The sequence below is a fragment of the Oligoflexus sp. genome (genome assembly GCF_035712445.1).
Lineage (GTDB): Bacteria > Bdellovibrionota_B > Oligoflexia > Oligoflexales > Oligoflexaceae > Oligoflexus.
In genome coordinates, this window is sequence record NZ_DASTAT010000066.1 from 1 (window position 1) to 22482 (window position 22482).

Below are 22482 nucleotides of genomic sequence, written 5' to 3' on the forward strand. Positions count from 1 at the left end.
TCCAGAAAGGGTGAATAGGGTCCGTGGATATTAAGAGACGAATCTATCGTGCAAATACCCTGGTCTATGTTTTCAAGCAGTGTGCGCATGGACTGCGACTGCTCTTTCACAAGGTTCATCGTGTCCTGCAGTTTGATCGAATCCAGCGCGCTCGCCACATGAATGGCAACGGCCTCGATGAAGCTCTTCACTGGCGAGGACTCGAAATCCGGTTCGAAACACACGATCATCGCCATGATGGATTCATCATAGTGGTTGCGGACAGGGATATGAGTCCGCTTCTGCAGCTCGTCCAGAAGGCAGGTGTCGCTCAGAAGCTCCCCTTCGGCACTGACCAGGATGAAACGATTGTCAACGCTTTCACCACGAACCAGCGTGCGCAGGGAGACCCAGAATTCATGCGGCAGCGGCGCATCGGAATATGCGCCCAGGCCATCCGCCAGAGCCGTCCTGAGGCGCGGCAGGGAGGAACTCACCGCCATACGGCGACCGTGCTCGATAATGGACAGCATGGTGTGTGAGCTGAGTTCCAGCGACGTGATCATTCGGTTGAAGTCATTGGTGAGCTGCGAAACTTCATCCTGACCCCTGCGCTCGGGGACGCGCGAGAAGCTCCCCAAAGCGACCTTCCTGCTGGCGTTGGCCAGCAGCATGATAGGCGTGATGATGGATTTTTGAAGGAAGATCAGGATAAAGAACGCGATCGCCAGGCTGACGATGATCAGGATGATGCCGCGGGATATCGTGGTTTCGCCGCGATCCGATGTCTGGCGAATTTCATGAATGTAGTAGGAATGGATTTCATCGCGAAAGCCATGAATGCGCTGGAAATTTTCCTCCTGAATCGCGAAGTGGCTCTTGATCTGGGCATTCTCGCCGGAAAAGCTGATTTCCTTGGCAATCACGCGACGCGTGAGGTCTTCCGCGCTTTGGCGGTAGGACTTGAATTGGGTCAGGATGGGAGCGGCCCGGGACGTGAGCTTAGGATCCAGGCTCTCCACTCTTTGAAGGAGGGCCTGGATCTCTTCGCCGATCAGATGGGCATCATCAATTGCATAGACATCATTGGTCGCTACCGCAGCCTGGAGCGATTCCTGATAGTCTTTCAGTCGGGCCAGGGATTGGTCCAGGATCTGGAGGATGGGAAAGGTTTTGCTTTCCGAACTATGCAGGAGCTCCAGACTCTCCTTGGTCAGGATAAAGTGGGAAGTAAACATCACCCCGAAAAGGGTCATGATCAAACCAACAGCCAGAAAGCTGCGATGCTTGATGCTGCTCAACTTGCTTCCCAACATGATCCATCCTTCAGCTGATGCTTATTGGCGACTCGCCTGCTCTTTTCTTTGCGCGCAGTCGGCTTCAGCGATCTGAGCCGTGTAGTCGGCATAGTAGGAAATTTTCATATCCAAGGCCAAGGCGGCCACGGTCACATCACAGGTGCTGACGACGGCTTCGGTGGCGCACAGTTGATCCGCCGTATAGGTGCCGGGAAGTTCTTCATTGTTGCAGACTACGGTTTCAAAAGCAGCAAGCTGATCCGCATTCACTTGATTGACTTCCGCGCAGGCGACAAGGTTCATTCCGTTCATAGGAATCGTGGTGATGCACTTGCCTTTCAAACCGGCGGCTGTGGCGGCGGCTGTGTCACTGTCGCTATCGCTACCACCGCAGCTTGCAAGAAAACCGGCAAAAATAAAGGAGAAGAGAGCAGCATTCATTTTCATAGGCATTCCTTTTCGCAATCAAGCGTCCATAGTGAAGCCCCTATCGGTGATTTCGTGAGTGAGATAAGTGCCTTCGCTTCGCGAAGCGTGAGAGTGAGTGTTCAACAACAGCCGCTTTTTGCGAGTTTCATTGGAATAAAAAAAAGGCCCTTCCGGGATGGAATTCCGGAAGGGCCGTCTGCCTTAAAAGTAAATTTGCGAGGGCTTCAGAAAACGAAGTCGATCGCGAAATTCGCAAGACTGATCGTGCTGCCGCGCTTCAAACCAAAAAGACCTTCACCGATCGTGCCTTTGGCGGGAGAATTCACCCGCTCCAGCTCCGCTTTCAGAACCGTGGTGGAACTCCACTGGTAGTTCAGGCCAAGGTTGATGGTCATCTGCTGGGATTCCGTGCGATAGAACTTGCGGAAACCATCGGTGCCCTGAGCGCGAATGGCCTGCCGCGCCAAAGGTTTTTGAGCGTCGGGAATATCCGGATTATTGGTAATCAGTGTTTCCGCCATCTTTTCCACATTATTGGCGTCCAGATTAAACGTGCGCTTGGCCGCTGCGACCGTCACGCGAGGCATCCAGTTTCCCATGGGCACGCCGATCAACGCGTAACTTCCTGTGACATTCTGCGAAGAGTCCTCCATCGGATACAGAAAACCCTCGAAGTTATAGGTGTTCACAGTGTTGTTGCTGTATTCAGCCATCAGGAAAAGATGGGGGAATTCAGCCTTGATGCCAAGAACCGTATCATAGCCATTGTAGTCCAGGTGATTGACCATGGTGAAACGCATGTCCATACCCGCCTGGTTCACGATCTGATAAAGATCCTGGGTGCTGTTGCCGCGGAAGGTGTGGTAGGCACCTGATATCAGAATATTCTCGTATTCGAGCTGCAGGATATTGAAGAAGATTTGCGCTTCGTTTTCAACGTCCGATGTGTTGTCGTAAGGACCTTTATTGTTATAGCTGCCGTAGCCCAACCTTGGCCTTATCGTCCAACTGCCGATATTCCAGTTGTAATAAACGCTCCCGCCTTCGATGGTGTCGCCATTACGTGTGATCCCGACGACTTCACTGGGCGGGCGTATATAGGGGAAGGTGAAGCCCACGTAGCGTTCTTCGGAGATCATCCACATGGGGGCCTGCAGAAGGCCGACCGTCACATGAAGGTTATTCACGGGTTCCGCCCGCAGCGAGAGGAGCGAGAGCCGCTGGGTGAAATATTTATGGAAACCATTGGTCTGATTCGCGCCTTCGGCATAGAACTGGGCCGTCAGGTGCATCTTCCCCTTCATCAAAGGGGCATCAATATTAAGACCAAAACGGGTGTCGCGGGTGAAGGACCCTGGTTTTCCCACGCCCCAGTATTTGTTGGTCTTGCTCGACTTATAGCTCATGACGGTCGGATCGAATTCCTCGCCGCCCTCCGATGTCAGCATCTGGGTGTATCCCACGGTGCCAAAACCTCGAATGGAGAGTTTATCTTCGGCGCTGGCCGCGGCGCTCACGGAGAGGCCGAAAGCCAAATAGAGAAGCGTGCGCATATGTTTCCCCGTATTCTGATTTAATTTATGTCTCACTCGATGCATCACTCGATCACCAGTATGACTTTGACTTCGGCTGGGACTGTCTTTTGATTGGTGTATCCAAGCGTGCCTTTGTTCGTGGAAATAAACTTAACCATCGCTTCAGGCGTATCCATATTCGCAACGGGGGGCTTGGCCTTGCCCGTGAAGAGCAGGCGCGCCCAATACTGCTGATACTGAAGAGGGTTTTTCTTCAGGACTTTCGAATGAAAATCCAGGGCCAGGGGCGTGTCCTCCTTGAAGTCGATCGGAGTCACTTCGATGTCATTGATGGTGGACGATCGGCCGAGATAGAGCCTCGCCACATCATCTTCCGTTATTTGCGTCAGCTTTGAGTCGGCGCTGACCACGATCGAAATGGGATCTGCGTGCACGGCAGTCGCGAGAAGACTCGGCAATAATAAGCCCCAAACAAGCTTTCGCAAGTTTGCCCTCCAATGTCTCAAGAATTTTTCAAATTATAGCACAGGGTGTTCGTCTGCGAGCCTTTATTCCGTGGTGTTTCGGAGCTTTGTGTTGTTTTTCGTAATGCGAAAAAACAGCCGGAATACTCCGGCGTCTTTTTTCAGGAGCTATGAGAGGCGGGTCTTTTTTCGTCGAGCAGCTGTTTGATGCGCTGCAATTCCTGATCGGCCAGGGAGCGAATCACCTGGCGGGAAAGGTAGGTCTTGATTTCAAGCGATTCGTTCTGATCCGAGAGTCGCGCCCGCACATGGGTCATGAGACCATCACCTATGGGTTCAAGTTCCAAATTCCAAAGGAGGTAGCCCGCCGTGATCGGAAATATTTTGCGACTGCTTTCATGCAGCATGGGATCGCCTTCATCCAGCATGCTGCGCAAGTCCTCGATCGGCCGATCGATGATGATGGACCTTTCGATGGCATGGGGTGCATGCAGCGGCCTGCGATGCAAGGCCCGATAGAGCGGACAGTAACCCGTGAGCCCACGCACGATCATAGCCATACCCGCTGCTTTTTGCAGATGATGCGGTATGGAAGAACGCCGGGAGAAACCATTCACGAATGCCAGGGAACCCAAAGCTATCGACGCCAGACGTTCATGATGCGAGAGGTTGGGTTGCATAAACACGCCTCCATACTGAATCGTTAGGGAACCTATCCTTTAGAGCTGACGCGCGGCATCCCGCAGAGCCGTCCGAATGCCTTCTTCCAAAGTTGGATGATAGAACGGCAGCTCCAGCATCTCGGATACGGTCAACTGCCGGTCAACAGCCAGAGCGAGAAGATGCGCGAGGTGCTCGGCTCCTGGCGCCAGGATATCGGCTCCGAGCAGCTGCCCTTCAGGCGCCGCAACGTGAAGATGCACGGCACCCTGATTCTCGCCCATGATTTTCGCGCGTCCTTGATCGTCATAGGACGCCTTGCCGATGATGGTCCTGCCGCTTTCGGCCTCACGTTTTCCCACCGCTGCAATTCCTGGATGCGTGAACACAACCGCCAGCGGCGTTCGCCTCGCCATGGGAATGGGTACCTCATGAGAGGCGTTGTAGCCGGCAATTCGGCCTTCGTCGGATGCCTCATGAAGGAGCGGATTGGTCTTATCGACGTCGCCGGCAAGATAAATGGATAGACCCCGAAATGAAAGGGTCGCCTCATCCCTAATGGGCAAACCATCCTCGCCTTTTTCGCAACCTGTCTGCTCAAGGTCCAGATCGTCAAGATTCGGCTGACGACCCATGGCGGCCAGGACCGCATCCACGCGCTGCACCTTGTTTCCGAAGTTGATCTCCAACTGTTCACCCTGGTCGCGGATGGTCACATCATCACCTCGGTTGATTTTCATATCGCGCTGGAAAATGTCATAAGCCTGTTCATTCAACTGCGATCCGGCGAGGCCGCCAAGTGTTTTATTGCGATCATAGCCGTGAACATCGAGGCCCAGATGCGCCAGCGCCTGACCCAGCTCAAGTCCAATAGGACCAAGGCCGACCACGGCCCATTTTTGCGGAAGGCTTTTCCACTCGAAGAAATCGTCGGTCGTGACGATCTTGGGATGATTGCGCGGCCAGGACGCGGGAATCACCGGGCGGCTTCCGGTCGCGATGATAATGCTTTTCGCTTCGAGCTGATGTTTGCCGTCCACCGAGAGGGACTGAGGGCCGGTAAAGCGAGCATGCCCCTGAAGAAAGTGTTCGCTCGACGCCTTAATATCCCGAACAATCGGCTCGACAAAATAATCCCGGTACCGGCGCACATCTTCCATCACGCGGCTCAGCTGAACGCGGCCATTTTCAGGCATAATCCCTTTCTTTTCCAAAAGCCGGGCACGGTGGACATCATGAGCCACCTGGATAAAGACCTTGGAGGGCATGCAGCCCACCCGTGCACAGGTCGTCCCGAGCGGCCCAGGGTCGATCATCAGAACGCTTTTCGTATGACGCTTGACCTCTTTTAAAGCCGCCAGTCCCGCTGTGCCCGCTCCCAAAATCACGACATCGAACTTTTTCTGCATATCGAAACCTCCAAGCGCATGAACGGAACAAACAAGGTCGCTTGACCATTGATTTGTGTATGCAAAATGACAGCCAGAGCTTCGTTGCAATCAGCCAGTGCCCATGATAGACAGGCTGCGATTGGCAGGCTTAAGAGGACCACTGTATGACCCTGATTCTTGATGACCTGGTAGTGACCCAGGATGGCACGATAACTCTGCGTCATCCTGATTATGATGAGGACTTTCACTCCATCAAGGGGGCCCGTTTCGAGGCCGATAGCCTTTATATGGAGGCCAGCGGCTTTCGCTCGCATCTTCAGACGATTACGTCGGCGGAGACCCTCGGTGTTTTGGATGTGGGGCTGGGACTGGGATACAATGCACTGATGACCATGGAATGCTGGATGCTGGGACAAGGGGCTCAGGATCTGGATCTTATCAGCCTCGAACATACGCCGGAGCTGGTCCGATCGCTTGCCGACCCCGCCTGCGCGTGGAAAGAGGGCTGGCCCGAGACCTGGAAGAGCTGGTCGCAAAGCCTGCAAAAAAAGACTGATGAGGAGGTTTGGACGGCCGTGTTCCAGCATCCCCTTAGTGGAAAAACTTTACGATGGCGGGTCCTGGTCGGTGACGCGCGTGACGCGAATCTTTCCCCCTGGACGTTTCATTACATCTGGCAGGATGCGTTCTCGCCCAAAAAGAATCCAGAGCTTTGGTCGGTGGAATGGTTTGAAAAGCTGCGGGCAGTCAGTGATCCCGCCGTTCAGCTCGTGACCTATTCGGTCGCGCGTCTTGTGCGGGATCATCTGGAAGCCGCATCATGGACCCAGGAGCGCGTGAAAACGCCCCAGGCCCAAAGCGGAGAAGGAACGGGAAAAAGACAGTGGCTGCTGGCGCGGCTTAAAACCACTTGAAAAGGCGCTGGGCAATCACCGCGCAGACGATCGTGTAAACTCCGAGCACGGCGATTTCAGGGCCGAGATCAGTAAGCGCCAGACCTTCCAAAGCGATTTTACGCAGACCATCGTTGAGGGCTGTCAGCGGCAGATAAGCGGTCGCTTCACGAAGCCAATCCGGAAAATTATTCTTCGAAAAGAAAACCCCTGACAGCATCATCATCGGCAGCGAAATCAAGTTGGTCAGACCCGATATCATCGGCACGCTGCGTGTGCGCGAGGCACAAAGGAGCGCGAGGGACGTGAAGGCGGCCGCACCGAGGATCGCGAACAGGACGTATTGGAAGAAGTTTCCATAAAGCCGGAAATGAAAGATCAGATAACCGGCGATCATCACGGCCGAGAATTCAGCGGCCAGGATAATCAGACGGCCGAAGATATGCGAGACGATGAATTCATACGAGCGCATCGGCGTCGCAAGATAACGCTTCAGGAGGTTTTCCTTCCGGTTGCTGACTATGGTCATGCCCACACCGAAAAGGCTGGAAGTCATGATGCTGAGTCCCAAAAGACCTGGGATCAGAAAGTCGACGTAACGCCCACCCTCGGCCTGGATATTGGTCGATTCCTGGGGAACGGGATCCATGCGCCCGCCCTGATTCTGCACCACATCATTGACGAAGTTGCGCGCCCTCATCGCCTCGGGATTGTTTTGATCCAGACGGTAAACGGCTTTATTTTGCGCGTCAAACTGCAGAATCATCGAAATCTCGCCGCGTTTGATGCGGGTCTCCAGTTCCGCAAGGTCCGCCTCGCGCAATTTAATCTGGGGATTCTCCGTGAGCGCCTTATGCGTTTTCTCGCTGAGTTCGGAAACGCTGGCCGGTGCCAGCCAACCGACGCCATAGGATTCCGGCCGCGGTTTCGAGAAGGCAAAACCGAGCACGACCATCCACAGGACGGGCATGAACATCACCCAGAAAAACGCGGACGGTTCCCGGCGGAATTCCCGCCAACGACATTTGATCTGCTGCCAAAGGCTGCGACTAAGCATCCCGAATGCTCCTTCCCGTCAATTTAATAAAGACATCTTCCAGCGTGGAACGGCGCATTTCGAGCTGCGCGAGCTTCAAATTCTGTTGATCCGAGGCGCGGCTGAGTTCGGTGATGGTGGCGACCGGATCGCGGGCCACAAGTTCAAAGCCCTGGTCGATCACCGCAGCCTCTTTCAGCCAGGGAAGATGCGGCTGCAGGCGTTCTCTTACCGTAAGGGGATCGAGACCAAGATAACGGAAGCAGACGACCTGTTCACCGCAGACCTTGTGAATCAATTCCGTCGGCGTTCCTTCGGCGATGATGCGACCATGATCGACCACGGCCACGCGATCGGCGAGTTTTTCAGCCTCGTCCATGTAATGCGTGGTCAGAAGAATGCCGCGATCACGGCCCTTGTGTTTCTGCAGAAGATCCCAGATCATGCGGCGCGATTGGGGATCAAGTCCGGTCGTGGGTTCATCCAAAAAAAGAAGGCGGGGCTCATTGATCAGACTGCAAGCCAGATAGGCCCGCTGTTTCTGTCCGCCCGAGAGATGCTCAAGACGAACATCAGCCTTGTCGCTGAGTTCGACCATGGCGATCGCTTCGTCGGGCTTCAAACTTTTATGAAAAAAGCTCGCGAAAAGTTCGAGGGTTTCCTTCACAGTCAATTTCTTGTAAAGCTGCGTTTCCTGCAGCATCACGCCCACGTTCTGCATGATCTCCTGGCGATGCGTGCGCAGGGATTGACCGAATATCCTGATTTCACCGGCGTCCGGCGATTGCAGACCTTCCAGCATTTCAACGGTCGTGGTTTTGCCAGCGCCATTGGGTCCGAGAAGCGCCAGACATTCTCCGGCTTTTACGCTTATTGTGATATCATCGACAGCAGTCAGCTTGCCAAACTTCTTCTGCAGGTGCTGTGCGGTGAGAAGGGGTTCCATCCGCGTCTCCCAGGTGTTAAAACGGGGATTGTAATGGGCGGCGCCTATGAAAACAAGCGGCAGTACAGAGTCGCACTGGACTTGAAGGAAAGAAACTATGCAAAAACCAGCAGACGTCATCATCGCAGGCGCAGGGCTGGCCGGTCTTCTGACGCTATGTGAACTGAGCCGCCGTCATCCCGATTGGACCTTCGCCCTGGTTGAACGCGAGCCCTGGATCGGTGGCCGCTTAAGGCTTTCGTCACGCGAACATGGCAGCTGGAGCTGTGGACTTCATGCGATGGGCGCTGAACTTTTCGATTATGTGCAGAGTGTCTTGCAAAGCAGCGCTGCGGAGATTTTGCAGGCTTTTCATCCACGCTCCGGTTTTGGAGTTCTGGCTGCGCAAAAAATAACGACAGCCCAAGGCACTTCCATCCTGGCCCCTGATGTCGCCAAAGCCGTGGGCGGCACGGCTGCCACGCGGGATTGGGCCATGCTCCTTGAGCTGATGGAAAAGGAAGCGGCAACCGAGCAGGAACATGCCCAGGCTTTCAATCAGGTCTGGAAGGGCGATAAAAAAAGTGCAGCTCTGATCGTGCTCGAACATCTGGCCCATCTTTGGGGTGTGCCTGAACTGTCTCCCGCGTCCGCGCAAGTCCTTGCTGCTCGTGCTCTGCAAAGCGCCAAGGGACAATGGACAGGACCCTGGGATCGGCTGTTCGAACCCCTTATTGCCGACCTCAGGTCGCAGGACCGCCTGACCCTTCACACCCGCGCGCAGATCATGGCCGCCCGCCGTGAGGATGATGTCTGGCAGCTGGCCACCACGGTCGGACCGATCCGCGGCGACCGCCTTGTCGTGGCGCAGAGTCCCTGGGAAGCTACGCCCTGGTTGCCCAAGGATGTGTGGCCCAGCAAACTTTTGAATATCGCGAGCAAGACCAAGCCCGTAAGTCTTGTCATTTTGTCACAGCATCGCACCGATGATAAGGCCGATTTGCCGCAGACTCTGATGATTCCCGCGGAAGAGGTGCAGGTGCAGATTGATGCGCAGCAGATCTGCTACCAGGCCACGCTTAATTTCGAACTCACCGTCCAGGCCCCGGCTGTTGTGAAGGCGGTGAAACGCTTGAAAAGGGCTCGTAAAAAGCTCGAAACGGTGATGCCCGAGCTGAAATCGGAAGGTGAGCACATTGCGCTCCTGCCCGTAGCCTGGGCGCAGACCGTGGCTCCAGCCGAGCAGCGTTGGCTGGAAAAAATGGATGGCGCGAATGTTCAACGCAGCCATCTTGGATATTGTGGCGATGCCTATGGGGCGGAGGCGGACAGCGATCGCAATCTGATGGCATCGGTCAAGGCTGTGTGCGAGGCCATGAGCTGATTCCCCTTCCAGACAAGGCGATGCGATGACGATCTTGCTTGTCATCAGACAGGGCATCGCCTATAGTCCCCGCGTTCGAACCACCCACGTTACAATCTTTCACTAAGGTGCCTCTCATGACCGCGCACATCATCGACGGCAAAGTGATTGCTCAGAACATCAAGAACGAATTGAAGCAGAAAATTACGGCAATTCAGGCTGCAGGCAAGCGTCCGCCCTGTCTTGCCGTGATGCTGGTCGGCAATGATCCCGCCAGCGAAGTGTATGTGGGCCATAAGAAAAAAGCCTGCGCGGAAGTCGGCATTGAAAGTCGTTCGGTGACGCTGCCGGCCGACGTCAGCCAGGAAACATTGAGTGAACACCTGCGTAAATTGAATGCCGATCCGAATGTCGACGGCATTCTTCTGCAGCTGCCTCTTCCTAAGCATTTGAAAAGCGATGAGGCCATCGACCTGATTTCTCCGGAAAAGGATGTCGATGGACTGACGCCTTACAGCCAGGGTCTATTGAACTGGAAGCGACCGGGACTTACATCCTGCACGCCGCTGGGCATTATGGAACTGATCAATTCCACCGGCGTGGATCTGAGAGGCAAGCGTGCGGTTGTGATCGGCCGCAGCGTGCTCGTCGGTTTGCCCGTTGCTGTTTTGCTCGGTAACGCCGGCGCCACGGTCACCAGCATCAACTCCAAGACGGTGAAGCCGGAAGAAATCTGTCGTCATGCCGATATTCTGGTCGTCGCAGCCGGTGTGAAGCATATGGTCAAAGGCGATTGGATCAAGCCCGGCGCTCTTGTGATCGACGTCGGCATCCATCGCGATGGTGATGGCAAAAAACTGGTCGGCGATGTCGTCTATGAAGAAGCTATGCAGAAAGCCGGTTGGATCACGCCGGTTCCAGGCGGCGTCGGTCCCATGACCATCGCCAGCCTTCTGAGCAACTGCATGACGGCTTATGAAAGACGCATGCAGCGCTAAGGCGCCCAGCTGAAAACCCTCGGATATGCTTCGTTGCCTTCGTCGCCCGGCCTCTCCGGGGTTTTGGTCCAGGTTTCAAGGCGCCGGATGCCAGCACAGCACAAAATGCGGCGCCGCGTCGCGAATCTTCCCGGCGTTGCTGGCGTCCACGAGGTAAACGCGGAAGTCAGGATCGAAGGCGACGATAGCCAACTCTCCTGACGCCAGCTGCGTTTGCTGCAACTCGGTCACCAGGATTTCACTGATCCTGTTTTCCCTATGAATGAAATAATAAGGAACCTGCGCTCCGCTTTCCCGCAGATCGCCGGCGATCATGATATCCATCGCGCGATGGATGGCTTCGCGCTTCTGCCGTTCCTCTTCACGCTGACGATTGCGTTCACGATCGGCTTCCTGCTGACGCCTCGCCTTTTCCGCAATCTCCTGACTGATTTCGTCTTGTATGGCATCTTGCGACACAAGGCTCTGATGCTGACGCTTTTTCGCTTCTTTTTCAGCTTTTTTCGCTTTGTTTTTGTCTGCCAAACCGGATTTGAGGAGTTGATCTCTCAAACTCATAACACGCTCCCGGAAAATGCCGTTCGCGCGTCATGCTAGATTTTGGCGAGCACCAAGACAAGCAGTTTTTCATGCGGAAGTCGCGCCACATCAAAGCCGAGTGCGCTCGCACTCTTATGCAGGAGAAGTCGCCTATGGGTCGGTGAATACCACAAAAGCCAGGCCATCTCCTCATTTGTTGTCGCTTTGACACGGTTTTCGCCAAGGATATTGATCTTTTTCTTCGCCAGCAAACGCTTCTGTGCCATGAGTTTGGCGTGTGGATGCCGAATCGAAGGCTCCGCCACAAGTTGCTTCGCAAAATTCCGAAGCAAAGGAATTTCGGTTTTCAGAAGCGGCAGACCCTGGGCTTTGCGGATGTCCTGAATCCATTGAATCAGGCCTTCCGTTCCTTCCCGATGGTGGGATGCAAAGAATGGGATCGCTTCGGTTTTTGCATTATGAATAGGCACGAGCGACCAAAGCTCAGGACCCTTCCCGGCTTTTGCTGGATAACACGTAAGACCAATCGTTCCCGGTTCCAGCAGCTCGGGATGCAGGACAAGCGTATCCTCGGCCCCGCTTTTTATTTTCATCAGCTCCTTGGGAAGATCGCCGCTGACTTTCGCATAATGAAGCGCCACCTTCCCGCAATAACCCTGCATCGCTTTCAGATCAATTTTAAGCCCCTCCGCCGTCCACTGACTCAAGGCGCTGCGGGAAGGTGAGGAAAGGATCCAGGCTTCCTCGGACGAGCAAAGCCCATAGGCATAGCCCTGATGCTTTTTCGCAAGCGCCTGCTCCCGAGCCAGGGCTCCGATATCATCCGCCACCAAAGGCACGGAGGCATCAGCGCTGCGAATCCAGGCGGCATCGAGCTGCGTTTCAAAAAAATTGTGCTGCCACAGCTCGCGCGTGGTGGGAATGCTGCGCGCTTGTTTGCAAAGGAGTTGGGGCAGCGTCGCCTGCAGGTCGCTCCGCAGGGTCTGGGCCCAAAGGGCATTCGAGGACATCAGAAGAAGGAACAGGAATTTTTTCATAGGAACCCCGGTAATGCGAACCGGGATTCCGATGGAATCGCGGTTCAGTCGAGGAGTTTAAAGATCGTTTGGAGCTGCATGTTCGAAGTGCCTTCGTACAGTTTACCAATCTTCGCATCCCGATAGAACTTTTCAGCCGGGAATTCCTTGATAAAGCCGTAACCGCCGTAGATTTCGAGGGCTTTCGAAGCCACGCGTTCCGCAACGTCCGACACGAAGTACTTGGCCATGGCCGCTTCCTTCACAAAGGGCAGGCCGGCATCCTTCAGACGCGCCGCGTTATAAACCATAAGGCGCGCCGCTTCGATTTCCGTGGCCATTTCCGAGATCTGGAACTGAATGCCCTGGAAATCAGCCAGTTGCTTGCCGAATTGCTCGCGTTCTTTCGAATACTTCAAAGCGCCATCAAACGCGCCCTGCGCAAGACCCAGCATCTGGGCCGCGATGCCGATGCGGCCTTCATTCAGGGTTTCAATCGCGATCTTATAACCCTTGCCGTACTCACCCATCAGGTTTTCCTTGGGGATTTTCACATTGTCGAGCAGGACTTCGCAGGTCGACGACGCGCGGATGCCGAGCTTCACTTCTTTTTTGCCCAGAGCGAGGCCGGGCGTGCCTTTCTCCACGATAAAGGCGGTGATGCCTTTATATCCCTTCTCAGGGTTGGCGTTGGCGAACACGATGAAGATTTCCGCTTCCTTCGCGTTGGTGATGAAGATCTTTTTGCCTTCCAGTCGCCAGTGCGAGCCTTCGTCATAGGCGCGGGCTTTCATGGCGAACGCATCCGAACCGGAGTTGGGTTCGGTCAGGCAGTAGCAACCGACCTTCGAAGCGGCCAGCATCGGACCGTATTTTTTCTTCTGCGCATCGGTCGCAAAACGAAGGAAGATATTATTCACAAGTGTATTCTGTACGTCGACGAGCACGCCCACGGAAGGATCGACCTTGCTCAGTTCTTCGATGGCTAAAATCGCCATGAAAAAGCTGCCGCCAGCGCCTCCCAATTCTTCCGGCATCTCGATGCCCATGAGGCCTGTTTCAAACAGCTGTTTGATCAGTCCCGGATCCATGGTTTCGGTTTCATCCATGTGCAGGACTTTGGGTTTGATTACCTGTTGGGCAAAGCGGGCGATTTCGCCCTGAAACATCTTTTCATCCTCGTTCAGGGCAGTCAGAGCCGAGATCTGGGTCATGGCAAAACTCCGGTTCTAGTGAACAACAAACAGTTTTCGTCACTAGGTTGTAGCGCGGACCGGAGCATTTTTCACCTCTAACCTTTGGGATAAGGGGTGTCAGTTCTGTCGAGAGGATGTTCGAGGAAGGCCGAAACCGTCGGCTTTGATGTTTTCTTGAGGCGCAGGACCGGACCGTTCCGCGGCCCAGGGCTCAGTGCGGAAAGAGTGGTTTCGATTTCCATTTCAAGACGTTTCATCTCGGCCAGGTTCTGCTGCATAAGGCGCAAATCCCGCCGTTTCTGCGAGGTATTGGCGGTCGGATCCTGTCGCAAAAGGGCGCTGCATTCTTCCATCAAAGTTTGCGAACGCTTGGTGAAGTTGACGGTCAGTTGCTGAATTTTTTTAGCCTGGCCGCGACTATGACTCATGTGAACACCCAGTGTTCGCAGCAGTCGGCTGAAGGCCTCGAAGGTTGGCCGCTGGCTGGTCATGCTGCGCGAGAAGCTGGCAAAACTCTGGGCGGCCAGTCGATTGCTTTCCTCGAATTGAAAACGCTGATACTGCTGACGGAGTTTGTTTTCCTGGCGTTTGAGCTCTTCAAGGTCTTCGACCAGCGTGATTTCCGTCTGTTCGAGGCTCTGCTTTTTTTGCAGAAGAGCCGCGACATCGGTATCGGCGATATCCAGGCGGAAAGGATTTTTACGGCCCAGAAGACGGCCGCGCAGAAGGTTGAGCCAAAGGAGTTTATCAAGATAATCGGCGTAACGCAGCTGAAAGTCCTCGACCCGATCGGCCCATTCCCGCGCCCAAAAAAGCATGGCCCGGGCGGTGGCCACGGTTGGGATCTCCGTGGCCTCGGCATAGCGGCAATGCTCGATCATCTGCGCAAGCTGTTCGTGCTGCTGCTCGATGCGTTTGAGTTTTCCATAAAGGCCCTGAAGTTTTTGCTGCACGGGATTGGGCGTCATCTGCTCAAGCTGGGCCAGCTCCTGCTCGAAGCGATCCAGGTCCGCATCGAAACGTTCCGGGCTGATCATGGATCATCCTCCACCGACGGCAGGTCGGGCGTGCGACTCAGGTATTTTTCCAGATATTTACGGGCCAGGGCGAGGCGCGATTTGGATCGGTGCAGATCCTCAAGACCCAGGCCATCAATTTTCACCGCGGCCATGCGCAGGTCTTCGGCCAAGGGCGGCGCGGGTGTCTTGCTCTGGGTCAGTCGTCGGGCGGCCTGTTTCAGCCAGGCGTCCATGCGCTGAATCTTGTTCTGCAGCGCATGCACCTTGTCCTGAAGGCCCGCAACGGAATCGGTCAGGCGCACGATTTTTTCAAAGGCGAGGTGCGTATCGTTCGTGTCCTGGAACTGATCGCGATAGAGCAGCATTTTATCGACGAGTTTCTCCCAATTTTGCAGCTGCCGCACCCGATGCGGTTCCAGAGCCTGCCGCTCCTGGTCCAGATCGCTCAGATAACGGCGGATCTTGGTCAGGCGCAGCTTCATGCGCCATGAGCTTTTGCCAGCCGCCGTCGCATCATCGACCCAGCGATTGACGCGCGTGAACTGTTCGCAAAGGTGCTGGCTGATCTTGAGTTGAGCTTCGAGATATTGATCGCAAAGGGTATGTTCATCGCTGGTGCAGATATCGAGCGGAGGCAATTGAAAGGATTTGCCCTGTTCCAAGACCTTCGGAGCTTCCAAACGCAGACGTACAAGCTCAAGACGTTGACGCAGATCCTCGAGTCTTCTGCGGCGTCTTTGCCAATCCTTGTCCTGCGCACCCGGCGACTCCAGGAGGACTTCCCAGGAGTCGAGCTTGTGAAACAGGCGCCTTACGCGCTCAGCATCAGACGCTGCGCTTGTATGAGGCCTGAACCCTGCCATGAAGGACTCCACACGAAAGCAGAGCAGCAGCCTCGAATGATTGGGCTCTGCTCTAGGATTGTCTCATGGTAAGCTGAGACATGTCCAGACTCCGAGCCACAGTGTCATGTTCCAGGTCGGACCGTATTGAGAGGAGTATTCAAATTGAACAAGAAGCCCTTGGTTGATGCTGCATTTGGTTATAAAACTCCACGCATTCCCATCTGGTTTTTGCGTCAGGCCGGTCGTTATCTGCCGGAATATATGGAAATTCGCAGAAAAGTGGACTTCGTGGAACTCTGCCGCACGCCGTCCCTGGCCGCGGAAGTCACGCTCCAGCCTTTGCGTCGCTACGATGTGGATGCAGCCATCATCTTCTCGGACATTTTGATTCCCTGTACGGCCATGGGCCAGACCCTGACCTTTGATAAGGGTCACGGACCTGAACTCAGCAACACCGTGCGCTCGGCCGCGGACCTTGCCCGACTCCGGCATCCGAACGTTCAAAAGGAACTCGGCTATGTGGGGGATGCCATCGCTTTGACGAAGCAGAGCATGAAACCCGCGCAGACCATGATAGGCTTCGCCGGCGCGCCCTTTACCGTCGCGAGTTACATGATCGAAGGTTCGGGCAGCAAGACCTTCACCGAAGTTAAAAAACTAAGGTATTTGGAGCCGCAAACGTTTAAAGGTCTTTTGGACCTCCTGGCTGATGTCACGACGGAATACCTTCTGATGCAGGTCCAGGCCGGAGCTGAATGCCTCATGCTTTTTGATACCTGGGCGAACCAGCTGACGTCGGCCGATTATCGGGACTTCGTGTTTCCGGCGGTCAACAAGGTCATTGAAGCCGTGAAGGCTCGCTGGGATGGGCCGGTGATTTATTATCCCGGTCAGAGTTTGGAACTCCTTTTCGAATTGAATGGCATTCGGGCCGATGTTTTGGCTATCGATTGGCGGGCGCGTATGCCTCGGGCGGTCGCTTTGATCGAGAATCTGGGTCTCAATGTCAGTGTGCAGGGCAACCTGGATCCGCAGGCCATGCTGGCTCCGGAACCTTTGCTGAGACAGATGGTGCGCGATGTGCTGGAAGCGGGCACCAAGGCGCGCGGACATATATTTAATGTCGGGCATGGCCTGCAGCCGCATACCCCTCCTCAGGCGGTGGCGATTGCGATTGATGAAGTGAGACGCTTCGAGGCGGAACGAGCAAAACAAGGACATGGCTGAACATCTTTACACCTATATCAATCCCACATCGGAAAAGGACCTGGACCGCGTCTGTCGACTCCTGGAACGTGACGGCGTGATCGCCTATCCGATGGATCATAACTGGGCCTTCGGATGCGATGCGGGCAGCGTGAAGGCGCTCGATCGCATTCGGCGTCTGAAGCCCACCCATCCCAGGGAACGACCTTTCAGTCTGATCTGTTCCGATATTTCGATGGCGGCCAACGTCGCCACGATCGACAACAATCAGTACCGCGTTCTGAAAAAATGCTGGCCGGGACCTTACACCGTGATTCTGAAAAGAGCCCGGAACCTGGTCCGCCAGATCAAGGACAAGCGTCAGGTCGTTGGGGTCCGTATTCCCGAATCCCCGCTCATCCGTGACCTTGTGACCCGCTTCGGGCGGCCTCTGGCCACGACCTCGGTGCCCGAGCTGGCTGACGGGGAGATTCCGAAGTTCGGCTACCAAATCATTGAAGAATTTGGGCACGGTATTGATCTCCTGATGGATTTAGGCGACGAATTGCCTGGACTGGAGTCGACGGTGATCGACTTCTCAGAGGACGAACCGGTGGTGGTTCGGCCCGGGGTCGGTGATCCCGAGCAATTTGGAGGCTAGTCTTTGCAGAGGTCCCTCGACGTTTTCGATTGCGCGTTGCTTCCTTATGGCAAAGCGCTTGAAATCCAACATCAACTTCATCGCGAAGTCCGCGAAGGCCAAAGGTTTGGGGCTATCATGATGCTCCAGCATCAGCCGGTTCTGACCTTGGGAAAAAATGCCGACGCGGGACTTGTCCTGACCCAACCGGAGTCTCTTGAGGCCGCTGGTATCGAAGTGGTCACAACCGATCGCGGCGGTGAAGTCACCGCGCATGAACCAGGACAACTCGTCGTCTATCCCATCCTTCCTCTTCACGAGCTGCGTCTGCCGCCCAAGCGTTATGTGGATCGCTTGCTGGAGACTGTGATTCTCACACTTCAGCATTTTGGTATCGCCGGCCGAAGCGATCCCGATTACCCTGGAGTGTGGGTAGGACGTGATAAAATCTGTGCGATCGGTATCAGGGTCAAAGAGCGGGTCAGTCTTCACGGGATTGCTCTCAATGTTGTGAATGACTTAAAGCTTTTTCGCCTGATCGTGCCCTGCGGCATTCGAGAAAGAGGTGTCACGTCCATGGAAAATCTTTTAGGATCAGGACCAGACCTATCCGATGTGACGCGAGTTTGGTTGCAGAAATTTTCAGAAGTCATGGATCTTTCAGTTAAAATCCAGACCGTAGACAAATTGATGCGGAATCCGTAGAATCGTTGACCCGAGTGTTTCTCGGCGGAAACATGCGTACTGTCTGCAAGGGAGAGATGGAACATGGATCTTTTCGAATCGGGCGAAGTCGTGAACGATGGGAAAGTGGTGCGCGTGGCTGCGCCCGACCTCAACGACGATCCTCCTGAGCTGCTGGAATGCTGCAAAAGAACAATTGGCATGCACGCCAAGAACAATCCGATGATGGTATGCGGTGAGTGCAAGAAAATTATCAAGGTCTTCGATAACGATAAGGCTTATCGAAACTACCAGCGTTTTTGCGCATCACGCCATCGTCGCTTTCTAGCGACTCCATTTGGCGATCAACATGTGGTGATTTTTAAAAATTACGACAGTTATTCGGCCTGAACGGGAGGGAGAGCGACCCTTGGGTCGCTCCTCTTCAAATCTTCGCCTTCACACCTTTCGGTCCGAAAAAGCGCACACTCCTCAGAAACGAATACGCGGAAACCAGTTGGTAGTCTTCCTTCTGGATGTCAGGCCATTTTTCGATTTCAGTCTGAATGCCGGAACTCTTGGCCAGATCGGACAGGTCACCGCTTTCAATGTGGCCCTTCAGATCCGCTTCCTTGCGTGTCGTAGCATTCTTGACTTCAAACTGCTGCGGCGGGACCACGACGTCAGGCGTGATGCCCTTGGCCTGGATCGAACGATCCTTCGGCGTATAGTAGCGGGCGACCGTGATCTTGAGTCCGCTGTGATCGGGCAGCGACACGAGCGTTTGCACTGAACCCTTGCCAAAGGACGTGGAACCCATGATCAGGGCCCTTTCATGATCCTGCAGAGCGCCTGCCACGATTTCCGACGCGCTGGCGCTGCCGCCATTGATCAGGACCACGATCGGCAGATCCGCGTAAGTGCCCCGCTTATGCGCAAATTCGCGCTCGATATCCTTATTGCTGCGGCCCACTGTGGAAACAATGACGCCGGACTCGATGAATAGATCGGCCACCTTCACCGCCTGATCCAGAAGGCCTCCGGGATTGTCCCGCAGGTCGAAGACCATGCCCTTGCTGGCCTGGGCGTACTTTTCCACGACGTCCTTCAGCTCATCAGCCGTGTTGTCCTGAAAGCTTGAAATGCGGGCATAGAAAATGCCGTTGCCGAGGTCGGCGGAGCGCACCGATTTCACCTTGATGATCTCGCGAACCAGGGTGAATTGAAGCGGCTTCTCCTCACCTTTTCGGCGAACCGTAAGCTTGATCTTGCTGTCCGGTTTTCCGCGCATGAGTTCGGACGCGTCACCGGATTTGATCTGATCCACGGGGGTGTCGTCGATCGCGATGATTTCATCACCGGATTTGATCCCGGCCCGATAGGCCGGAGTATCCTCGATCGGCGAGACCACGATCATCTTTCCGCGTTCGGTCGAGACGATGATGCCGACGCCCCCGAATTTCCCTTGGGTATCCGAGGTCAGCTGATCGAAGGCTCTGCGCGGCATGACCATGGTATGCGGATCGAGGTTGCTGACGACGCCCTTCAGCGCGTTGTAGACCATGTCATCGGCTTTGACCTTGGTGGGATCGACATAAAGGTTTTCAAGATAATAAAGGCCGCGCGCCAGGGTTTCCAGCGAGCGGTAGCGGGTGTCAGCGACTTCCGAGTCACTCGCGGCATGGGATGGTGCGGAGCCAAGTAAAGACAGCAAAAGCCAGAATTTGCGAACAGACATGGACGTTCCTTTCGCGCAGCCGTGGGTCACGGTTAAGGCGATCAGTGTGAGACTGAAGATTGGATGGTGGCCTCTAACATTTTGCTCGGGAACAACCACATCAGGCTAGGATTTTTTTGCGGCCATGAGGCCCACTCTCAGTTGGTCCCGGTCCGGGCTGGGCGTACGCGGCCGTTCTGAGCGTGAATGATATTTTTGGGATCGCTTTTGGTCGTGTTCGCAAGAAGCTTGCGCGCCTTCATGCGATCCGCCGCATCCAGCTCCTTGTCCGCAAGATATTCCTGGATCAGCGCCATGGCTTTGCTGGTGTCGCCCCGTGCAGTCCATTGGGTCACGAGGGCGTGAATCGGATCGAAGCACTTCATGCAGGCGTCGCGGGCTTTCTGATATTCACTCAGGGCGAGATCGGTGTTGCGCGTGTGCTCGTACAACTGACCAAGTCGCATCAGCGACAGGTAATAGTAGGGATTGACTTCAATCGCAAGCTTGTAATATTTCTCTGCGATTTTGTATTTATCCATACGTTCCGCACAGAGCGCGATGTTATGCAGAATGCGCTCGGGATACTGGTACTCCTTGCCGGCCGGGGAATTGCGCAGATCTTTCAGAGTCTTCATGGCTTTGGCGAACTGCTTTGTCTCGATATAGGCCGAGCTTAAATTCAGCGCAACCGAAGCCCGGGGCTGCAGACGATGGGATTCTTCAAAAAAACCAAGCGCCATTTTGGGATTCTGTAAAGAGAGATAGGTGAGTCCCATCAAATTCTTGAAGTCCGCGTCCTGCGGGTATTTGGTCAGCAGTGGACGGAGTTCGCGCAAGGCCATGTTGGGCTGACCCTGGTTGATATAACCGATCACCAGGTTTTTTTGGGTATTGAGGAGCTCGTCCTCGCGCCTCGCTTCACCCGCCTGGTCTTTGAGAGTTTGACACCCTGGCATACATAGGATAAAAAGAATGATGTTGAATGATGCCAGAACACGACGCGGTGCCGTGATGAACGAAGCCAGAACACGACGCGGGGCCGTGATGAACGAAGCCAGAACACGACGCCAGGCCGCGTGTGCGAATGAATCCAAACCAGGGATTTGAGCCTGCAGCTGTTGCATGGTTGTTCCCTCAAAAGCGTCGTAAGTTTATGGTTCTTCATTCCAGCTTAATATGGTTAACTTCCGGATGGAAGGCCTGCACGATCGAAAGCCGATGATCGTGCCGCTTTTAGAAACGCGACGGAGCCCAATATGACGAAAATCGACAATGAGCAGGCCGAATCCAACAAACCACTTGAGGGTAAAGCGCCCGTAGATGAGCGCCCCTTTGGAGCCATGCTGCGCGCCGCCCGTGAACAGTCGGGCTTTACAATCGAACGAGCAGCGATGGCGACGCGGATTTCCCCGCCTTTTGTCGAAGCCCTGGAACAAGGGAATTTCGCCCAACTGCCCGGCGCCGTTTTCGGTCGCGGATTCATTCGGAACCTCTGCAAAGTCTATGGCGTGGATTCGGCAGAAATTCTTGCCGCTTTTGATCGCAGCATCAATCCACCCAGCCCCGGCAAAGGCAAGGACGTCATCAGCCCCAGCGTGCGGGATGAAAAACGTCATCAGCAGCTGAAAAAAGGCGTGCTCCTCATCCAGCCCAACGAATGGAAAGGCCGCATCAAGGCTTTGGCCCCGCATCATTATCTGCGCGCCAAACCCCTGATTCTTTTGGTGGCAGCCCTCGTGGTCGGTGCGATCATCATCAATCAGATCGATATCGCGACGCGTGATTCCGCCAGCGAATTGGCACAAACGCAAGAACGCAGCGAAACGCCAGCCGTTCCTGCAGCGACCGCTCCATCCGCTGATGTCACGCCAGCACCCGCCGCCGCTCCTGAAACCACGGCGGCCGTCTCGACTCCCGTGGCTCCGGCTGTAGCGGACAATACCCCCGCTCCTGCGGCCGCTCCGGCTCCCGCGGATCAAGAGGACACGCTGGAAGGCGGCACCCTTGTGCAATTAACGGTGAAAGAGCCCGTGACTGTGAAAATCACAAGAGATAACGACAAGCAAATCACCGGCCAATTGAAGCCTGACACTTATCGTTACCGCTTCAAAGACCAGCTGAAGTTTTATGTGGATGATTCGTCGGTCGTGGAAATCTATTTCAAAGGTCAGCGCGTCCCCACCTCGACCGTGAAGGGCGAACCCAAACGCATCACCTTCCAAAGCGCCGAGAGCGCGATTGCGAAAAAAGCAGTGCCCGGAACTTCACTGCGTTAATCACCGCGAATTTTTCAAAACACCAAGGGCTGCTCACGAGCGGCCCTTCGTTTTTTCTAGGAGCCCTTAAGTTTGTGAGGCTCTTTCCGAACAGTAAGGTATGAAGATTGATTCTTCATAGGACTGGGTGGGACGGAACCTGATGTGGGTTCCTACGGAGCAGATGGGGGTTCAGAGAACCCAAGTGCGGGCTCAGGAAGAGCCGAATTGCCAGGAGGGCAGTTTTCAGAGACTCCTCACCTATCATTCCTTCGCCAGTCCTTAATTCCTTCTTCGACTGCGTTTTCGCCCTATGCGGCGCCTTTCCCGATCGCCTCTCTTTATTGCCCTTATGCCTGCAAAAAGTGTAATACTACCTCCACTTTTTAAGTCCAAAGGGGAACCTGCGGCCGTCGTGGAGGGTATCCGTGC

General features: G+C 54.8%; 23 protein-coding genes. 8 read left to right on the top strand and 15 right to left on the bottom strand.

Features of this window, described 5'->3' with window-relative positions; translation table 11 throughout:
* From VFO10_RS14075 to VFO10_RS14100, 6 genes are all read right to left on the bottom strand, one after another.
* Positions 1-1295 (bottom strand): HAMP domain-containing protein (locus tag VFO10_RS14075; protein WP_325141172.1); only part of this gene is annotated, 1295 nt, incomplete at its 3' end.
* 21 nt (positions 1296-1316) lie between these two features.
* Positions 1317-1724 carry a hypothetical protein gene (locus VFO10_RS14080; protein WP_325141175.1) on the bottom strand — a complete coding sequence of 136 codons (408 nt, stop codon included), beginning with the start codon at positions 1722-1724 and terminating at the stop codon, positions 1317-1319.
* A gap of 206 nt (positions 1725-1930) precedes the next feature.
* On the bottom strand, positions 1931-3259 hold the full coding sequence (locus VFO10_RS14085; RefSeq protein WP_325141177.1) for a hypothetical protein: 1329 nt from the start codon (positions 3257-3259) through the stop codon (positions 1931-1933).
* 44 nt (positions 3260-3303) lie between these two features.
* Entirely contained in the window at positions 3304-3726 is a 423-nt protein-coding gene (locus VFO10_RS14090; protein ID WP_325141179.1) for a hypothetical protein, read from the bottom strand.
* Positions 3727-3866: 140 nt separating this feature from the next.
* The gene (locus VFO10_RS14095) at positions 3867-4385 is read right to left on the bottom strand and encodes a DUF2892 domain-containing protein (protein WP_325141181.1); all 519 of its coding nucleotides are present in this window, start codon (positions 4383-4385) and stop codon (positions 3867-3869) included.
* Positions 4386-4424: 39 nt separating this feature from the next.
* A complete protein-coding gene (locus VFO10_RS14100) occupies positions 4425-5774 on the bottom strand; it encodes a dihydrolipoyl dehydrogenase (RefSeq protein WP_325141183.1) in 1350 nt (449 codons plus the stop codon).
* Between the two features lie 146 nt (positions 5775-5920).
* Between VFO10_RS14100 and VFO10_RS14105 the strand changes: the two genes are divergently transcribed.
* Complete coding sequence (locus VFO10_RS14105) at positions 5921-6670, top strand: MnmC family methyltransferase (protein WP_325141186.1); 750 nt, start codon at positions 5921-5923, stop codon at positions 6668-6670.
* Here the strand turns inward: VFO10_RS14105 and VFO10_RS14110 are convergent.
* Positions 6657-7706: an ABC transporter permease gene (locus VFO10_RS14110; protein ID WP_325141188.1), complete on the bottom strand. Its 1050-nt coding sequence runs from the start codon at positions 7704-7706 to the stop codon at positions 6657-6659. The genes VFO10_RS14105 and VFO10_RS14110 overlap by 14 nt on opposite strands.
* Complete coding sequence (locus VFO10_RS14115) at positions 7699-8631, bottom strand: ABC transporter ATP-binding protein (RefSeq protein ID WP_325141190.1); 933 nt, start codon at positions 8629-8631, stop codon at positions 7699-7701. Before VFO10_RS14115 ends, VFO10_RS14110 begins: the two co-directional genes overlap by 8 nt.
* A 97-nt stretch (positions 8632-8728) precedes the next feature.
* On the opposite strand from VFO10_RS14115, the gene VFO10_RS14120 reads away from it, so the two are divergent.
* Positions 8729-9994 carry a hypothetical protein gene (locus VFO10_RS14120; RefSeq protein WP_325141192.1) on the top strand — a complete coding sequence of 422 codons (1266 nt, stop codon included), beginning with the start codon at positions 8729-8731 and terminating at the stop codon, positions 9992-9994.
* Between the two features lie 116 nt (positions 9995-10110).
* Complete coding sequence (folD, locus tag VFO10_RS14125) at positions 10111-10971, top strand: bifunctional methylenetetrahydrofolate dehydrogenase/methenyltetrahydrofolate cyclohydrolase FolD (RefSeq protein WP_325141194.1); 861 nt, start codon at positions 10111-10113, stop codon at positions 10969-10971.
* A 75-nt stretch (positions 10972-11046) separates the two neighbouring features.
* Here the strand turns inward: folD and VFO10_RS14130 are convergent, their stop codons facing one another.
* The 5 genes from VFO10_RS14130 to VFO10_RS14150 all read right to left on the bottom strand — a co-directional run bounded on the left by VFO10_RS14130 (position 11047) and on the right by VFO10_RS14150 (position 15605).
* A complete protein-coding gene (locus tag VFO10_RS14130) occupies positions 11047-11529 on the bottom strand; it encodes a DUF2058 family protein (RefSeq protein ID WP_325141197.1) in 483 nt (160 codons plus the stop codon).
* A gap of 35 nt (positions 11530-11564) precedes the next feature.
* Positions 11565-12548, bottom strand: coding sequence for a hypothetical protein (locus VFO10_RS14135; protein ID WP_325141199.1), 984 nt, complete (start codon positions 12546-12548; stop codon positions 11565-11567).
* 44 nt (positions 12549-12592) lie between these two features.
* A complete protein-coding gene (locus tag VFO10_RS14140) occupies positions 12593-13741 on the bottom strand; it encodes an acyl-CoA dehydrogenase (RefSeq protein WP_325141201.1) in 1149 nt (382 codons plus the stop codon).
* A gap of 77 nt (positions 13742-13818) precedes the next feature.
* Positions 13819-14760 (bottom strand): hypothetical protein, encoded by a 942-nt coding sequence (locus VFO10_RS14145; protein WP_325141203.1) that lies wholly within the window; start codon positions 14758-14760, stop codon positions 13819-13821.
* The gene (locus VFO10_RS14150) at positions 14757-15605 is read right to left on the bottom strand and encodes a hypothetical protein (protein ID WP_325141205.1); all 849 of its coding nucleotides are present in this window, start codon (positions 15603-15605) and stop codon (positions 14757-14759) included. The genes VFO10_RS14145 and VFO10_RS14150 overlap by 4 nt, the downstream gene beginning before the upstream one ends.
* A 144-nt stretch (positions 15606-15749) precedes the next feature.
* Between VFO10_RS14150 and hemE the strand changes: the two genes are divergently transcribed.
* From hemE to VFO10_RS14170, 4 genes are all read left to right on the top strand, one after another.
* Positions 15750-16814, top strand: coding sequence for a uroporphyrinogen decarboxylase (hemE, locus tag VFO10_RS14155; RefSeq protein WP_325141207.1), 1065 nt, complete (start codon positions 15750-15752; stop codon positions 16812-16814).
* The gene (locus tag VFO10_RS14160) at positions 16807-17433 is read left to right on the top strand and encodes an L-threonylcarbamoyladenylate synthase (protein WP_325141209.1); all 627 of its coding nucleotides are present in this window, start codon (positions 16807-16809) and stop codon (positions 17431-17433) included. Before hemE ends, VFO10_RS14160 begins: the two co-directional genes overlap by 8 nt.
* Before the next feature lie 3 nt (positions 17434-17436).
* Positions 17437-18117 carry a lipoyl(octanoyl) transferase LipB gene (gene lipB / locus VFO10_RS14165; RefSeq protein WP_325141211.1) on the top strand — a complete coding sequence of 227 codons (681 nt, stop codon included), beginning with the start codon at positions 17437-17439 and terminating at the stop codon, positions 18115-18117.
* Between the two features lie 63 nt (positions 18118-18180).
* Positions 18181-18486, top strand: a complete 306-nt coding sequence (locus tag VFO10_RS14170; protein WP_325141213.1) for a hypothetical protein — start codon at positions 18181-18183, stop codon at positions 18484-18486.
* A 34-nt stretch (positions 18487-18520) separates the two neighbouring features.
* On the opposite strand, the gene VFO10_RS14175 is transcribed toward VFO10_RS14170, so the two are convergent.
* Together VFO10_RS14175 and VFO10_RS14180 are read right to left on the bottom strand one after the other, a co-directional pair.
* The gene (locus VFO10_RS14175; protein WP_325141214.1) at positions 18521-19813 is read right to left on the bottom strand and encodes a S41 family peptidase; all 1293 of its coding nucleotides are present in this window, start codon (positions 19811-19813) and stop codon (positions 18521-18523) included.
* Between the two features lie 137 nt (positions 19814-19950).
* Positions 19951-20919 carry a tetratricopeptide repeat protein gene (locus tag VFO10_RS14180; protein ID WP_325141216.1) on the bottom strand — a complete coding sequence of 323 codons (969 nt, stop codon included), beginning with the start codon at positions 20917-20919 and terminating at the stop codon, positions 19951-19953.
* A gap of 132 nt (positions 20920-21051) precedes the next feature.
* On the opposite strand from VFO10_RS14180, the gene VFO10_RS14185 reads away from it, so the two are divergent.
* Positions 21052-22071: a helix-turn-helix domain-containing protein gene (locus VFO10_RS14185; RefSeq protein ID WP_325141217.1), complete on the top strand. Its 1020-nt coding sequence runs from the start codon at positions 21052-21054 to the stop codon at positions 22069-22071.
* Positions 22072-22482 lie beyond the last annotated feature (411 nt).

Bases quoted from the DNA above. Each gene is read 5' to 3' on its own strand.
- VFO10_RS14080 (WP_325141175.1), bottom strand. From the start codon at position 1,724: ATGAAAATGAATGCTGCTCTCTTCTCCTTTATTTTTGCCGGTTTTCTT.
- VFO10_RS14120 (WP_325141192.1), top strand. From the start codon at position 8,729: ATGCAAAAACCAGCAGACGTCATCATCGCAGGCGCAGGGCTGGCCGGT.
- folD (WP_325141194.1), top strand. From the start codon at position 10,111: ATGACCGCGCACATCATCGACGGCAAAGTGATTGCTCAGAACATCAAG.
- VFO10_RS14170 (WP_325141213.1), top strand. From the start codon at position 18,181: ATGGATCTTTTCGAATCGGGCGAAGTCGTGAACGATGGGAAAGTGGTG.
- VFO10_RS14130 (WP_325141197.1), bottom strand. From the start codon at position 11,529: ATGAGTTTGAGAGATCAACTCCTCAAATCCGGTTTGGCAGACAAAAAC.
- VFO10_RS14100 (WP_325141183.1), bottom strand. From the start codon at position 5,774: ATGCAGAAAAAGTTCGATGTCGTGATTTTGGGAGCGGGCACAGCGGGA.
- VFO10_RS14095 (WP_325141181.1), bottom strand. From the start codon at position 4,385: ATGCAACCCAACCTCTCGCATCATGAACGTCTGGCGTCGATAGCTTTG.
- VFO10_RS14105 (WP_325141186.1), top strand. From the start codon at position 5,921: ATGACCCTGATTCTTGATGACCTGGTAGTGACCCAGGATGGCACGATA.
- VFO10_RS14140 (WP_325141201.1), bottom strand. From the start codon at position 13,741: ATGACCCAGATCTCGGCTCTGACTGCCCTGAACGAGGATGAAAAGATG.
- VFO10_RS14145 (WP_325141203.1), bottom strand. From the start codon at position 14,760: ATGATCAGCCCGGAACGTTTCGATGCGGACCTGGATCGCTTCGAGCAG.
- VFO10_RS14175 (WP_325141214.1), bottom strand. From the start codon at position 19,813: ATGTCTGTTCGCAAATTCTGGCTTTTGCTGTCTTTACTTGGCTCCGCA.
- VFO10_RS14085 (WP_325141177.1), bottom strand. From the start codon at position 3,259: ATGCGCACGCTTCTCTATTTGGCTTTCGGCCTCTCCGTGAGCGCCGCG.
- VFO10_RS14115 (WP_325141190.1), bottom strand. From the start codon at position 8,631: ATGGAACCCCTTCTCACCGCACAGCACCTGCAGAAGAAGTTTGGCAAG.
- VFO10_RS14150 (WP_325141205.1), bottom strand. From the start codon at position 15,605: ATGGCAGGGTTCAGGCCTCATACAAGCGCAGCGTCTGATGCTGAGCGC.
- VFO10_RS14160 (WP_325141209.1), top strand. From the start codon at position 16,807: ATGGCTGAACATCTTTACACCTATATCAATCCCACATCGGAAAAGGAC.
- VFO10_RS14180 (WP_325141216.1), bottom strand. From the start codon at position 20,919: ATGCAACAGCTGCAGGCTCAAATCCCTGGTTTGGATTCATTCGCACAC.
- VFO10_RS14110 (WP_325141188.1), bottom strand. From the start codon at position 7,706: ATGCTTAGTCGCAGCCTTTGGCAGCAGATCAAATGTCGTTGGCGGGAA.
- VFO10_RS14185 (WP_325141217.1), top strand. From the start codon at position 21,052: ATGACGAAAATCGACAATGAGCAGGCCGAATCCAACAAACCACTTGAG.
- VFO10_RS14135 (WP_325141199.1), bottom strand. From the start codon at position 12,548: ATGAAAAAATTCCTGTTCCTTCTTCTGATGTCCTCGAATGCCCTTTGG.